The organism is Burkholderia gladioli, assembly GCF_000959725.1.
In the GTDB taxonomy this organism is placed as follows: domain Bacteria; phylum Pseudomonadota; class Gammaproteobacteria; order Burkholderiales; family Burkholderiaceae; genus Burkholderia; species Burkholderia gladioli.
The window spans coordinates 1-14,999 of sequence record NZ_CP009320.1; the positions used below are offsets into that span (position 1 = coordinate 1).

Here is a 14,999-nt window from a genome sequence, read left to right on the forward strand (position 1 = left end):
GCTGCCGTCTCTCCGAGGCAGTCTGCCGCGAGGCGTGCAGAGGCAGTTCCTGCGCCGCATCCAGATTCATGCTGGTGGCTATCGCTCGGGTGCCGACGTGTGGCGCAGAGAGTGGAGACTGCTCTGCGCCAGCTGGCGCCGGTCGTCGTGATTAATGGGCGTGTGGGCGAAGAACGACACGCAGAACCTTGATTCCAGCACTAGTCGGGGTATTCGTACTTCGATACTGGTGCCACTGCCGATCACAGACCCCGAACGGCTTTCCGTCTTCCTCGTACATGCCCATGTATCCAGACAGCCACGCGCGATGCCAAGCGCTTCCCGCGAGAAGCCTGCGGAGACGACGCGACAGGCAAACCCCCTTGTACCCCACAAAGTAAAGACGTTCTTCTAACGAACCTGCTTGCAGGACTTCACGTATCAACGAGAACATGCGTTCCCTCGCTTTCTGAATTTACTCGTCACCGCCGTCACCCGATAGTCCTTACCGTCTTCGCTCTTGGCTATGCATGTGTGTGACGTCGGGAACAGCGACGATCAACCTTCATGACGTTTTCCTTTGTTACTTTAGTGCAGCCTTACCGGTTTCGGTTGCCACGTAGCCTCCCGTGCCAGTGGCGACGATCCATCCCTTTTCCAGGAGCGGCCTGACGGTTCTCGAAGAGAAGCATCGAATACGATCAACCTCGCCGCGTCCCCGCAGGCGGTATGCGCCCTTTGCCGGTGTGTAGATGTGCCCGGCTGTTGCCGCCATCATCGCCGCCCTCTGGAGAGGTGTCATCGATCTGTTCTCCTAGCTCTGCCTAATCAGCGCGGCATGGAAGTTCGCCGCTTCAATGCGCTGCCGGCGCTGCTCCGCTGTCACATACACCGAGGTCGTCTGTAGCGAGGCATGACCGAGCAGCTGCTGCACCACGTCCAGATTCATGCCGGTGGCCACCGCGTGGGTGCCGAACGTATGTCGCAGGGAGTGAGGGCTTGTTTGCGCCAGTTGGCGACGCTCCGGTTCGCTGAGATCCGTCATCGTGACCTGCAGGCGCTCGAGCAGCCACGTCAGCAACCCGGCTGCGCCACGCACGGAGTAACCGGCTGACGCCGCGTGGCCAGGCTCGTCGCCGAATTTTGCCGCCGCGCGCGGCGTCGGGGGCAACACCAGCGGCGCCAGCAGCGCGCCGGCGGCCTGCTCCGCATCGAACGCGGCGCCGCGGTCGGTCCAGTGCGCACGCAGTGCGTCGACGCACTCGGCCGACAGCACCACGAAGCGTTCCTTTTTCCCTTTGCCGATCACCTGCAGCCACCAGCTGGCCGGGACCTCGCCATCGCCGGGCAACCAGCGCAGCTGCTCGCGCGTCGCCGCGGCGGCTTCTGACACGCGCAGGCCTGAGTCACCCATCAGGAGCAGCAGCGCGCGCGCTACGCGCCAGCGTGCGGCCTCCGGTGCCGGGCTCTCGCTCCAACTGGCGACCTCGGCCCGCACGCGGGTCCACAAGTCGAGCGGTAATGCGCGCTCGATGCGCATCAACGACAGCCGCTTGACTGGCCGAGGGTCCGGCACGGCGGCCCAGGGATTGCCGGCCAGGTATCGGACTTTCACGAGCCAATCGAACGCGGCCCGAATCGTGCGCACGGCATAGAGCTGGCTCTGTAGAGACAGCGGCACGTCGCTGAACGGGCGCCAGCGCGGCGAGGCCCGCTCGACACGCGGCCCACAGAACGCGGCCGATGGGCACACCAGAAACGCCTTGTAGGCCTCGCAATCCTCCACCCGCATCGAGGATAAGGCGGTGCCGAGCTCCACCACGCACCACAGCAGCAGGCGCTCGAGCTCGCGGCGATAGCTCCGCAGCGTGTTGGGCGAATCGGTGTAGCGGTTGAGGTAGGCCGTGATCGCGTCCAGGTCGTGGTTTGCGTGAACGAACGAAAACGCGGCGTGGCGGTTCAGACCGCCCTGCCCCGACAGCGCGGAGGGCATGGCGATGCGCTCGAGCGGCACCAGCTGCGCGCGCGAGGGCGCCAGGATCTCGGCGGCCGGCGCGAGCGGATTGGCGGCCTCGATGTCGTGGTCGACAGTGGCACCGATCGACGCAGCATGCCGGCGAAGCCAGGCGACGAGCACGCGTGCGCGCGTGAGACCGATACGCGGCACGGAGCGCCACCAGCTGCCGCCGCGGCGGTTGCAGAACGCGACGAGCTCGGCGAGCGTGCGGATGCCCTCCCCGGCCAGGCGCTCGGCGACGAGCGGCCGAAACCACCGCCCGATCTCGTGGGCGCCGGCGGGCTTGGCTGCGGCCCAGGCGCCGGCGGCCTGCTCGATCATGTGCAGCGAGACGGGCGAGAGACGCGGCTCGCCATGCTTGCGGATACTGTCCTGCAGGTACTGCTTCAGGACGCTGGAGCCCTCGCGCAGCGAAAGCGCCACCAGGTCATCGCGCATCGTGCGCAGCAGCGCGTCGAGCTCGTGCGGCGCGTCGACGTAGGGCGTCGTCTCGCGATCGAAGTACAGGCGCGCGATCGTCGCTGTCGGCAGGCCTTTGACGCGAGCGCGCAGCGCCGTGAATTCGGTCCGGCTGTAGGTGCGCGGCTCGGGTAGCGCCAGCTGCTGAACTTGGTTCGTCATATGGCTTGACGCGCGCGGCCGAACGCCAGCTTCCATTGCGCAGATGTCATGCGTTCACGCGCGCGAACGGTCACGGTCTGGCCGGCTGCGGCTTGACGCGGGCCGCTTGTCCGTCGGCGGCAGGCCGCGCAGCTGATCCCGGCTCGACGCGGAAGACTGCCGGTCGGCAAGCGGCGCAGCGACAGGTCGCGCAGCGCTTCAACCATTGGTGGGCGCCGCGGCGCGCAGCTGCTCGATGAGTAGGTTGAGATGTGCGGCGTCGTCCTCGCATTGCTGGATCAACGCGTCGGGTGCATGACAGACGCCGAGCGTTTTGAACAGCAAGACGGCGCCGACGGCGAGCGAGGGTGAGGCATTCGGCCCATCCATCAAGTGCTCCACGGCTCTCTTGGTGCTGGTCAGTAGCGCGTCGTAGGTCAGGAAGGGTTGGTTGGTCATTGTCGTCTCGGGCTATGCGAGGTGCGGCCGGCTGGGCCTGCCGGGCAAGGTGTAGATGGCACTATAGGCGTTTTGGACCATTAAACGCAATGCCGATAATACGAATTATCGGCATTGACGACGCGCCAGAAAAAGCCCGGTCGCAGCCGGGCTACCGCTTACACAACTAAAGTTGTGTCTAAATTTCAACTAAAGATGTGTCTATCGACGGCCAGCTGGTTCGATAACCGCGCCGGAGCGGCCCCAACGGGTTTCCCGAGGCCCAGTTTTGAGGTCAAACTGAGCTGTCAAGATAAGAAGGGTTATCTTATCGGCCCATGCGATTCCAACCTCCCCGCTGGCGTCCCCACGCGACCCACGGCGAATCGCCGGGCGGTTCGCCGCGCGATGCCTGGGTGCGCTGGTAGTAGCGAGCCGCGTCCGCCAGTACCGCAGCGTCCCGCCAAAACCCTTTCTGACAGCGGATGAGCGCCACGAAATACCGGTAGTCCGCCGTCAAGCGAGCGTCCATATGTTCAGGCGCCACCAACGGGATTGGTCGGGCGACGGGTAGGTCGACCTGACAGACCCGCCGGTAATCGCGCGCGTATCGCCGCAGCGATGCAATGGCCGCCGCCGGCGTCCCATCCAGCACCTGCAGGCGCGCCCGATCCCAGCGCGCGACGAACCGCCCATCCTCGGCGCGATAGAGCCAGCACCATGGCCGACCTTCCTTCACGCCCAGCAGGCGTCGCCGTCGCACGTCGTCATCCGCAGGGGCGATCGCGTCGATCACATGCCAGCCGGCTTCGTCCGACCAGCTCAGGCAGGCACCACGACAGGCCGCCCACATTGCCTCGAGCCGCGCCTGTCGACGTGCGGCGTATTGCATCTGGCGGGCCGCCTTGTCGGTGCATCGCATCGGCGTCCAATGCTTCGTCGCCGGCGCTGCAAAATGCAGTCCATCTGGCTGGACGCGCGCCAGCCAGACGCGCTCGCACCTTGTCGTATCTTCCGTGATCGTGTCCCACGCGGCGATGCCCGAACAGGCGGCCGCCGTTGCCCGGGTTTCGGCAGCCTGCCAGATGGTCGCCAGATTGACGCGCGCCGCATGCCCTTCCAGCCACGCGCGCACAGGAGCCGTCAAGCCTTGGCCCCCGAGTACCTGGCTGCCTGCGGCCACATGCGCGGTAAAGCACGCCACCTCACCGTACGGTGGCGGCCGGTCCGGCCAGCGACGTCGTTCAACCTCGACCTCGATCGTGTGCGCCCAGACCATATCGGCAAACGCCCGTCGCGCGCGGTCACATGCGCGTACCTGCTCGCCAACCAGGAGCGGATCGCCGGAGTCAATGAAACGGGCGACCCACCGATTGCCGCCGGGCGCCAGATGCCGGCGAACGTGACGCGCGAACGCCCTGTATACCGTGGTAGTCGGCGAGGCTCGCCAGTACGACAACCGCCCGTCTTCTGGGCGCAGCGGCGCTGGATTCAAGGCGCCACCACCCGGGCGTGTCCCGAGCTGAACCAGCACGACCGGGGTTGATGGTGCGACGGGGCGCAGGCACGGGGGATAGGTCACGCCGAGCGTGCGCGCGGTGGTGACCAGCCAGCGCACACTATCGGGATCTCGCCGTAGCAACGCATCATCGAGCCGCCCCGGCCGAATCAATGTCGACAGGGCTTCCAGCCAGGCCGCCACAGGATCGAACGCGTGCGTCATCTCCGGTGCCAAGGTCGGCCGGCGACACGTTTCACGCGTAAAGAAGTGCAGCCGACCGCATCGGCAGGCGCCGGCTGTGCCGAAGTCGGCAATGGAGCGCAGCGTCGTATGAAACGGTGCACCGCAGTAGCACCGATCAACCAGCGGCGAGCCATGAAGGGGGCATGTGCGGAGCAGGTCGATGGAAAACAGCGCGGAATGGTATCCCGCCGTCAGGCATGCCAGGCATAGGCGCGGCCGTGCCTGAACGAGCGCGGCGCGCAGTGGCGATGGTAGCGGATCGAGTGTTGCCCACCGAAAGGCCGCGGACGACTCGCCGAGCTGATCGGCGAATGCGTGGACGTCAAGGTTGCCGGCGTGATTGTCCAGGAGGTGCACGGCTCTGGGCGAGGGTGTTTGCGTCGATGGCAGGTCGCGCGGATGGAGCGCGTTGAGCGTACAGGCACGCAGGACCGTGTGCCAGAGCGATGCGTAGGGCAGGACGCTGCCCGCATGCCAGGTCAGGCTGGGCTCAGGCATGAGGGCCCTCCTCGCGCGCGTGGGCGCCGCGCAACATCGCCGTGGCGGAGATGAGCGCCATCAGTTCTCGGTGCCCGCTGTCGCGGACGATCGAGCACCACGCGGGCGCCGTCGTCACGGCGTCGACGTCGGCACCGCCCGCGATGCGCAGCAGCACGTGTCGGCACGCCTGGGCGACGGTTTTCATCGGGAAGTCGATCGGCCCCGCGTAGCGCGGCGGCAGCGTATCGAGCATCGCCTGCATCAGCGCGGCGGCCTGGTGCTCCATTCGGAACCCGCCGACCCATGGGCGTGGCGCCAAGCCTGCGGTGAATGACCGCCCCGAACCGGGCGGCCATTCACTGCCGTCGTCGTACCCCCGCATCACGTAGGCGAGCTCGTCGGTCGTCCGCACGCCGTGAAACGGCTCGGCGGCCAACATGAAGCGCGCTGCGACGTGAGCACTCCCCGCAAGCGCAAGGCCGAACGGTTCGTCGAAGAACTGCAGCGACGCGATGGAAAACACACACAGCCGAATGCGTTGCTTCTCAAGCAAGCTGTGCAATTCGACCAGCCATAGCCACTCGCGCTGGCTCATGCCCTGCGCTTCGTCGATCACCAGCACCAGGAAGCGTCCGCCGCCCTGCGCGGCGAGCTCGATCCAGCGCTCGACAAGCATGGTTTGCCGCTCCAGCGGGCTGCGCCGCGCCTGAGCAAGTCGGTGGCCGCTCGCATCGAGCAGGTGCGCGTAAAAGCTGCCGACGGCCTGGCTGCTGCCGGAATCCGTGTGACTCCAGATCACCAGCGGCACAAAACCGCCATGGCGCTCGGATAGCAGGCGCTGCAGCCAGTGGTCGACGGCACTCGACTTGCCGAAGCGCGACGGCCCGAAAATGGTCGCGCCATCGATCTGGTCGTCCAGCCAACAGCCGATGCGTTCGACCATGTCGTGAATCGCGATCGTGAACAGCGAGTAGTCGCGCGTCACGACCGGATGATCACGAGACACGTGAGCCGCCACGAGCGGGTCCGGGATTCCGGCGGACGTTACCATTGCTGAGCTCGACGCATTGGGGGCAAAGGTAGGCTGCTGCGCGCGGGCGCGGCGGATACCACCTCGACGTTCGCGACCGGTGCCTCCTGGTGCTTAGCCGCGCTGACCATCGACTGCCCGGTCGTCCGCTCTGCATGCTGCTGCAGGATGCGTCGCGCCTCGAGATAGGCAGGATGAATTGGCAATTTGCCCCCGGGAGACGCCTCGGCATACTGGATCAGGGCTTCGACCGCGTCGCCGTGGGTCGCCAGATGCAGAAGCCGGCGTTTTTCGAGCGCGCGGATCGCCGTGCGTACGTACAGCGAATGCGGCGACAGATGCCACGGGGGTGCAGCGCGGACCACGCCGAGAAACAGGCCCCGCTGCGTCGAGACCGTCGCGTAACGCGCATCGTCCTCGTTGTCGAGCTGCAACCAGAAGGCCTGTCCTAGCAGATCGGTGCGCAGGCACAGCCACTCGGCCGAATACCGTGCATTGGCAAAATGGAAATGCGGTCGGCGCCCCGTTTTGATCCCGCCCAGCAAGGTACACAGCTTGCGCACGCCGACCAGGTGGCGCACCGCGCCTGGATCGGCCAAGCGGGGTGTCCACGCGTCGGTTCCCATCAGCCATCTCAACTGCTCGAGCGGGCTTCGGTAGCCCAGTCCCGAGTGCGGTGTGGCGTTGTAGTTGGCGATCAGGGTGTCGAGCAACTCCTGCGCGTACTCGAACTGAAACTGCGTCGCCATGGCTGCGGCGTCGGGATCGGCGCCGCGCCTGTCAGTGGGCGAGCCCCCAGTCGTTGTCGCCAGCCGGTGAAATCCTCCGGCCGCCAAACGCCCGAAAAACGATTCAACGAACGGCCGGTCGTCCTTGCTGCGCCGGCTGCTGTAGCTCGCAGCATCCTGCGGCTTGACGATCCTGGCGTCGACCACGTCGCGCAGCACGGTTTCGACGCGCGCGCAGATGTTGGCCAGCGCTCCGTCGACGCTGAATTCGTTCCAGCATGCGCCGGCGAGCTGCGGCAAAACATGCGACGGCAGGCCGGCACCCGGTACGTACGCGGCGTCGCTGAACTGCAGGTCGCGCGGAGTCCACTGTGTGAGGGCACAGCGCACCGCCCGCAGCACGTCTTCGGCCGAGCATTCGCGCCGCAAGCTAAGGTGATAGCCCAGCACCGCGCGCGAAACGACCTCGACCAGCACCACGACCCACAGACGATGGATCATGCGCGGCTCGGTGCCGCCGTGTGGCGATGGGATTAGCACGACCATGCGTGCATCGAGCTTGTGCGCATCGCATTCGACGCGCTCGAACGGGGCCCGCGGCGGCCGACGGGTACCATCGCCGGCGCGCGCCTTGCGGACGGCATCTTGCCCACCGACCAGCTCGCGCGCCCGTGCCGGATGCTCGGCGAGGACGCGATCGATGTAGCGAGCCAGTGTCACGTAGCCGCGCTTCTCGACGTTGAACGGCCATTCGCCGCGGCGCTCGAGGCCGCGTGCGCGCAGTTCGGCAAGGAACCAGCGAAACACTGCAATGCGCGGTCGGCGCGACGCTTCGAGTTCGGAGCGTTTGCCGAGAATGCGTTCGCGCAACTTGTCCTCGAATCCTCGCCCAGCAGGCGACTCGAACACCCATTGCAGGGCGCCGACGGCCCCGCCACTCCACGCGTTGAGCGCAAGTGGCGCCGTCCGTTCGTAGGCTTTCATGCGGGCATGTGGCAACAGGCCACGCCAGCCACAGACGTGTCCGTCAGGATGCGGCTTGAGGCAGCGTTCGGTCAGCAGCCGGTAAACCTGCCCGCGCCCCATCCCGCATGCCGATTTGATCTGAATGTTGGTCGCGCCCTCAAGGTAAAGGCGGATCGCGCGCTCGCGCCGCAGATACAGCGCGCTGTGCTCAGCGGACAATGCCAGCGGGTCGACTGCTGGCCAGCTCTCCAGATCGACGTCATCCGTCAGCTTAGCCTCGCCGTCCTTCGCCGGATTGCTTGCCCGCAACCGTGAGCGCCGTGTCATCCTGAGCCTCCGCCATCGCGTCGACCATTACGACACAAGATTAGTTGAAATCGCGCATTGCGCTACAACTTTTGTTGACGAGACTGGACGTGATAGACACAACTTTAGTTGAAATGAGATCGGGCTTCTCAGCCTTTCAGAGCAAGGCTTACGAGGAATTGCTGCGACGCAGCATGATGATTACAACATTAGTTGTGCAGGCGGCTACCGCTTGCACAACTAAAGTTGTAGCTATGTTTCAACTCATGTTGTGTCTATCGCCGGCCGGCGAGATCCGCAGACGACGGCCACGCCGGCGGACCGCCTGCCTCACCTGCTGGCGCAGCCGCCTCAGATGGTCTTCTGACCTGAGTCTCGCGGATGAACCGTGCCAGCGTGATAAGACCTCTTATCTTGCTAGCGCCGACCGCCGCGGGCACTGGCGGCCCTGCCGATCGTCCATAGCGACACAAAATTAGTTGAAATCGCGCATCGAGATACAACTTTAGTTGACGGCACAGCTCCGATAGCTCCAACTTTAGTTGACACGACATTCAGCCTCTCAGCCTTGCATGACAAGGGTTTCCGAGGGATATCGAGCGCGTCGCGGATAGCTACAACTTTACTTGCGTGAGCGGCTACCTAGCCATCACGCGTCGTGCCACATCTTCACGGCGAGCGGCACCCAGAAGCCGATTAACATGGCGAGCCCCGGATGTCCGGCACCGAAGGGCGCCGGCATCCCCAGGTACACCAAGCCGGCGAACGCCAAAACCATCCCGATCAACGCCAGCGCGAGCAGCATCGCGCTCGTCAGATCCGTTCTCCGCCCGCCTGCCTTGAACGGCTTCGCCTTCAGGTTCATGGTTGAGATCCTTTGGATTCACACGGTGAATCAATGGTGCCCCGCTGGCGACGCCCCGTCAACACGGCGCTGGCGGAACGAGGACGGCCCAATGTCGATGCAATGCGGGCACGGCTGCGGGATTCTCGCATGCGAGAATCGCTTGAAATCGGGGGCGGCGGCCTGCTCTCCCCTGCTGGAGATTTCTCGCATGCGAGAACCGCCCTAAAAAGGGGCAAAAGAAGGTGAAGAACGGACGTGGCGGTAGTGAGTTTTTGATGACCGACGCTTGTGTAACGCCGTATGGAGATTTCTCGCATGCGAGAATTGTTTGTGTTGACAAAGTGTTTACCGGAAAATAAGATGAAAACAGTTCGGCCAATGCCGATTCTGTTCAACCTGATTTCGTAAGGCTGATCCCTATGCGAGCAAATCACGCAATCAAGAAGCTGGTGCAAGCTCTCATGCAGACCGTGACCGTTGGCAACCAGAAAGGCGGTGTCGGTAAAAGCACGTTCAGTGTCCATCTGGCATTTCGCGCGGCCGAACTTGGCTATCGCGTTCTGCTGATTGACATCGATGAGGGCGACATATCCGAGGTGTTCGCGGAAATAGATGAAGGTGACGACACCGACTATTTGAAAGCGAGTCATCTTTTCACTGGCGCGATCGACGGTCGCCGTCCGAGGCAAGTGCATGAGCGCATCGCCCTGATCGAGGCCGATGTTGACGTTCTGGACGTAGATGACATGCCGCTCGAAGTTATCGAACAGCCGCGCGCATCACTCGCAAAGCTGGCCGCCGACTACGATCTGTGCATTATCGATACTCCTCCGAATTTGCAGCGCCGCATGCTTGGTGCACTTACAGCGTCGGATGCGATCGTATCTCCGTTCAACATCTCGCCATTTTCATTCGCACGCATGCCGAAGCTGCAAGCCACGATCGCCGGCGTAAAGGCGCAATACAACCCGGAACTACGCCACCTCGGCTTTCTGCCAAACATGGTCAACAGCAAGTCGGTGAACGAAGTCGAGGCGTTACCGGAGTTGCGCGAGGCATACGGCGATCTGATCTTTGATGAAGCGATAATTGCTCGCGCGTGCGTTGCTACTGCGCTGGCGCAAGGGCATGCGGTATGGCATCAGGCTCGTAGCGGTAACCAACGAGCAGCGGGGAAGGAAATGCGGCAAGCATGCGATGCAGTACTGTCGCGCCTTGGCCTGAACTAAGGGGAATGACGTGAGCGCTTTCGGAAACAAAATTAGCAAGTTGTCGGAAATTCAGAAGCAGGGCGCTGCGGCTGCTTTGCCTGGCGAGAGGATCGAAGAGATCGATCCGGATCTGGTCGATTGCGTCAAGCAAATGCGCGGTAAGGACAATCCTGGCTTCACAATCGAGTCATTGACTGAGCTCGGCAATGACATGAAGCGAGATGGTCAGCACGAGCCAGCTGTGCTGCGGAAGAATCTCAAGAAACCAGGGCGCTACCTCATGGTGGCGGGTGAGCGACGTTGGCGCGGGTGCAAGATCGTAGGTATCAAGCTCAAAGCCGTCGTGCGGGATATGGACGACGAGCAGGCACGCCGAGTACAGCGTGCTGAGAACATCCAACGGGAGAATCTGACGCAACTCGAAATAGCTACTGCGCTGCGAGACGATAAGGTGAAACTCGGTACATTAGAGAAAGTCGCGGCGGAGTGGAACAAGGGACTGAATTGGGTAGCAGAGCGCATCAAGTTTCTCGAAGTTGTGGAAGCGGGGGGGAGAGCCAGTCAAGCCGTTGCAGAAGGGGTAACCGCCGATATCACGACGATCAACGACTTACATCGTCTCGAAAAAATTGATGCGGCAAGCGCACAAGCCGTGATCGAACAAGCGAAGACCGATTCTGGATCGAATGTCCGGAAGACCATTCGCAACAAGTTGAAAGCGGCAAAGCCGAGTACAAAGGAGGGTGAGGATGATTCTCGCATGCGAGAATCATCGCAAGCTCGTGGTGAACGGGCGGAAGCAAAGAAGCCCAACGACACAGCTGATGCTGTCGCGCTAGTTACTGAAACGGTGTCGCAGGTGCATGCTCTGCGCGAGCAAATAGGGATGTTGTCGAAACTGTTCCAAGAACGACGTGACGTGTTTAGCGGAATGTCCCTGGACGTCGAGCAAAGTGTTGTCCTTGCGCGAAGCGAGCTTGATCGAACACATCAAGCGCTGATGAAATTGGTGGAATCCAAGTAAACCTGATATCTACGATCGGCAGATCGATCGGAGATATTGCATAAGGGATCTACATGCAACAGTTGGCCGATATGTACCGCTTGCCCGAAGACGATTTCAGGAGAGTAGCGGATCAAACTCGGATGAAGGAGCGCAGCCTAGAGGTTGCACGAGAGGTTTTGGTTGAGGGCAGGGGACTTTCGGAGGTCGGAGAGCGGCATGGAATGAAGCGCCAGCAAGTGCTGGCTATTCGTAACCGTTTTTTCGCTGAATACCTCCAGTCGTCGATGTTTCCGCCAAAATGGGTTAGAGCAACAGTTTGTGCCCCGCAAGATTTACTCGAAAAGTTCATGTTCGAGGTCGAGCAAGAGCGAATCAAATATTTCTCGCAGAAAGGGGAGCGTTAATTCGCTAGATTTCTCGCATGCGGGAAATTAGATCGTGTCCGTCGTCGGTCAGAAGATGTCACGCCTGTAGGGCCGGTTAGGCATATGTTCGTCGGGCTATGTCGGGATGGGGTTATGGGCCTCGATTGAGGGAGCACATCATGGATAATGTTAAGAACCAAGGTCGCGAGGTTTTCAATCAATATAATGGAGCGCATGCGCCGGCTTATGTAAGAGCGGATGCAAGTCGCCAACTGCGGTTTGTTCCTTCGACACTTGCTTGCATACCAGCCATGTTTCAAACATGGCTGCTGCTATTGGTTCTCGCCGCGGGATACGTCCATCTTCATTCTGACCATTTGTCTCCGATTGGGTCGCTGGTGTCGCAGCCTGGGCACGTTCACAAGTTGAAGCCACAAAGGGTCAACACATTTCCCAATGTTCCGATCTGGTGTTTCTTTGCCGCTGCTGGTGGCTTGGCCCTCGGACGTTTCGGATGGGTCCTGCTGGCCGTCAAAAGCAGGAGCATCACTATCGAGCCCGCTAGGCTTACCTTTAGTAGAGGTGTTCTCAATAGGGATGTGCATAGCCTGGAAATAACGCGGATAAAGAACGTGTCATCACATCAACGGTGGTGGCAACGCCCGTTCGGTATTGGCACTGTTGCCATCGAGACGACGGATTGGTCACGCCGGATCTTTCTAATGGAAGGAATGCAATATCCGCACGACCTGAGGGAGCGAATCATTCGAGCGGGTGTCGCATCGAGGCAATGCTATGGAACGACCGAAACCTGGGTCAGTACGTTGTGATGTGAGCGGCAATGTGCGGGAAATGGCAATCAAGGAAAATGTACCGACTTGCCGGTGCCCCAGTTTGAGATGACGGTAAATGTTGCTTTGTCGCAACGTGGGAAGTGGTGATGAAGGGAGTCAACAGCCGGAAAGGCTTGCGCTGTGGGGTAGCAGGCAATATGTAATATTTAACCCGTTATTTCTATCAGGGTATCTTTTTTCCAAAGGAGACTATATCGTCTGTGGGCATGGCGGTCTCGCCAGAAGTCGGGGGCGGCAATGGCAGAGATTGACGCTGAGGTTTGCATCGGGTGGTAGAGATTTCTGAACATGATAATTGATTTTGTGCCTCTAGAATCTGAGAGACGAGGCCCGGCTATAGGGAAATGGCTTTCGCGCGTTGGTTTATCAACGAACGATGCTGCCGCAGTGACGACGATTCCTAATAAGCTGTTGATAAGCTGGATCACATGCGAAGCAAAGATACCCGATGGAAGTTGGTCGGAGTTATCCTCATTCTTTTATACGCATGCAAACCAAAGTACCGACATTGCGGTGCTGAGGGATGCTGACGGCGTACATCCCCTCGAAATCGTGACTCGTGGTTGCTATGTAGATCACATAGTGGCTCGAGACAACCGATCGGGCGTGGTTTCAATATATTCTCAGGCCGATCAATTTCAACCTGAAGGGGTGAGTTACCAGCTTTTTGATGCGGGAGTAAATGCCGACGCACTCGCAAAAATGGAAGCGTGGGCTGTCGAACTGCGGACATGCGGTGACGAGGAAAAATTGCAGGCAGCGGAAATTAACCGGGGCCTTATACGAATGGCGCTTCAAAAGCACCTTCGGCAAAGCTTCGTGAAGATGATTATGGCTGCCGCTTCTGAACATAGAGATTGTGGGTAGTTTTTTTTGTACCCTGAGCGATACAGGCTGGTCTGTATTTTGATTGGTATACTGGCAGGGTGCCGGGAGTGCTTGGCGCATCTGCAGCGCTTTACAGCGGTGGTGACGTCGCGGGCAGCAGCTGGGTGAGCGAAAGGATCTTGGACCGAAGTCAAGTGGACGGAATTGGGGCTCGGCATAAATTGTTTGACAAATTACCCCAATTTGTCCATCATATTATGGATACTTGTTGAAAATTTGCTCAGAGAGTTCTTCTACATGGCGATACTTCACCCTTTACGCTTCAAGAAGAGGGGAAGAATGCAGGGGATCTCAGCTCAGGAGCTTGCTTTTGCGTACCGGACCGGTGAGCGATTGGAGGTCCAGGTGGTTGAGCGTAGTGAGGGTGAGGGACAAAGGTCAAGCTGGGAGGTTGTTGTTGTTTTCCCGGACAAGGAAAAGAGTTTTGTGCTTCAAAGTGTGAGAGGCACTAAGAGAACTTGGCGTGACTTCGTGCGAATGATGAATTTCATTCGTGATACATGTCCAGGGATCAGGCAGATTCTTATCAATTTTGTCTGAACACGTAGTGAGGCGGTTGAGGCTGGTGCGGACACACTAGCCTCAACCTGGCCACAAGCAGATTTGGGAACGTGGACCCATCGGGTCCGAGGACTACCTGTGGATACCGTTAGTATACCGCATAGAGGTGGCCGCAAGGCGGCCGCCGTCGCGCTCGCGTGCTTATCTTTGTTTCTCGGTGTAACCAACGTTTACGCCGATTGTCTCGACGCCGCCGCGTTATACCACGGCGTGGACCCTTCCCTTGTTCATGCGATCGCTTCCATAGAGTCGGGATTTAAGCCAACGGCGCTTAACCTCAATCGCAACGGCTCTGAAGATATCGGGCTGATGCAGATCAATTCGAGTTGGTTGCCAACGCTTGCGCGCTATGGCATCTCTCGCGCATCACTTTTCGATGCGTGCACCAATGCCTATGTCGGCACCTGGATTCTCGCTCAGAACTTTGCTCGCCTTGGCTTGACTTGGAACGCGGTCGGCGCATACAACGCGATGTCGGCGAACAAGCGTGTCCAGTACGCGCGGCGTGTTTACGCTGAACTCTTCAAAGTTATGCCGCGTGCAACGACTACTCAGCCGGTGAGCCCGGCGGTAGTTGCGCCGGTACCGCCAAGCAATACCGCCAGCGGTCTGTCCGTGGCCGAGACTGAATAGAGATTCAGATGAAGCCGCGCGAACTCAATTCTCTTGCATTTAGCATTAGTAATGCTAACTATTGTTGCAACTCTAGAGTAGTTGTCGCGACTGAACCATTTGCCAGCGGACGCGAGCACTCTCACTCGCGTCCTCCCGTCAGCCCGATCGCCCCTGATTCCGGGCATGACGGTTTCGCCGGGCGCGTTGGCCCCGCGTCCGGCTTTTTTTACAACCTACTCGGTGTCCTGTCCAAGCAGGCGATGCGATTCGACTCCTGCTGGCTTTGCACGTGCAGGGCGTGGATATCGGGTTCCAAGCAATCTGAGGCCGTTCGGTATCGATCATACGCACCACGCCATGCCTT

Annotated in this window: 12 protein-coding genes; 6 read left to right on the forward strand and 6 right to left on the reverse strand. The window is 60.7% G+C overall.

Annotation, left to right across the window (positions count from 1 at the left end; all coding sequences use genetic code 11):
* Positions 1–793 precede the first annotated feature (793 nt).
* From BM43_RS00160 to BM43_RS00185, 6 genes are all read right to left on the reverse strand, one after another.
* Positions 794–2,617 (reverse strand): site-specific integrase, encoded by a 1,824-nt coding sequence (locus tag BM43_RS00160; protein ID WP_036057747.1) that lies wholly within the window; start codon positions 2,615–2,617, stop codon positions 794–796.
* 198 nt (positions 2,618–2,815) lie between these two features.
* Positions 2,816–3,055 carry a hypothetical protein gene (locus tag BM43_RS00165; RefSeq protein ID WP_036057748.1) on the reverse strand — a complete coding sequence of 80 codons (240 nt, stop codon included), beginning with the start codon at positions 3,053–3,055 and terminating at the stop codon, positions 2,816–2,818.
* Between the two features lie 307 nt (positions 3,056–3,362).
* Positions 3,363–5,276 (reverse strand): hypothetical protein, encoded by a 1,914-nt coding sequence (locus BM43_RS39910; RefSeq protein WP_144417591.1) that lies wholly within the window; start codon positions 5,274–5,276, stop codon positions 3,363–3,365.
* Entirely contained in the window at positions 5,269–6,309 is a 1,041-nt protein-coding gene (locus BM43_RS00175; RefSeq protein WP_120513448.1) for an ATP-binding protein, read from the reverse strand. The genes BM43_RS39910 and BM43_RS00175 overlap by 8 nt, the downstream gene beginning before the upstream one ends.
* Positions 6,303–8,309 (reverse strand): hypothetical protein, encoded by a 2,007-nt coding sequence (locus BM43_RS42055; RefSeq protein ID WP_045577405.1) that lies wholly within the window; start codon positions 8,307–8,309, stop codon positions 6,303–6,305. Before BM43_RS42055 ends, BM43_RS00175 begins: the two co-directional genes overlap by 7 nt.
* 628 nt (positions 8,310–8,937) lie before the next feature.
* Entirely contained in the window at positions 8,938–9,153 is a 216-nt protein-coding gene (locus BM43_RS00185) for a hypothetical protein (protein WP_036057749.1), read from the reverse strand.
* A gap of 443 nt (positions 9,154–9,596) precedes the next feature.
* On the opposite strand from BM43_RS00185, the gene BM43_RS00190 reads away from it, so the two are divergent.
* From BM43_RS00190 to BM43_RS37935, 6 genes are all read left to right on the forward strand, one after another.
* Entirely contained in the window at positions 9,597–10,364 is a 768-nt protein-coding gene (locus BM43_RS00190) for a ParA family protein (protein WP_036057814.1), read from the forward strand.
* Between the two features lie 10 nt (positions 10,365–10,374).
* Positions 10,375–11,370, forward strand: coding sequence for a ParB/RepB/Spo0J family partition protein (locus tag BM43_RS37925; RefSeq protein WP_036057750.1), 996 nt, complete (start codon positions 10,375–10,377; stop codon positions 11,368–11,370).
* Positions 11,371–11,423: 53 nt separating this feature from the next.
* Positions 11,424–11,756: a TrfB-related DNA-binding protein gene (locus BM43_RS00200; RefSeq protein ID WP_036057752.1), complete on the forward strand. Its 333-nt coding sequence runs from the start codon at positions 11,424–11,426 to the stop codon at positions 11,754–11,756.
* 140 nt (positions 11,757–11,896) lie between these two features.
* A complete protein-coding gene (locus tag BM43_RS37930; RefSeq protein WP_158380912.1) occupies positions 11,897–12,547 on the forward strand; it encodes a PH domain-containing protein in 651 nt (216 codons plus the stop codon).
* Positions 12,548–12,958: 411 nt separating this feature from the next.
* Complete coding sequence (locus BM43_RS39915; RefSeq protein WP_144417592.1) at positions 12,959–13,438, forward strand: hypothetical protein; 480 nt, start codon at positions 12,959–12,961, stop codon at positions 13,436–13,438.
* Between the two features lie 660 nt (positions 13,439–14,098).
* Positions 14,099–14,653, forward strand: coding sequence for a lytic transglycosylase domain-containing protein (locus BM43_RS37935; protein WP_080752316.1), 555 nt, complete (start codon positions 14,099–14,101; stop codon positions 14,651–14,653).
* Positions 14,654–14,999 lie beyond the last annotated feature (346 nt).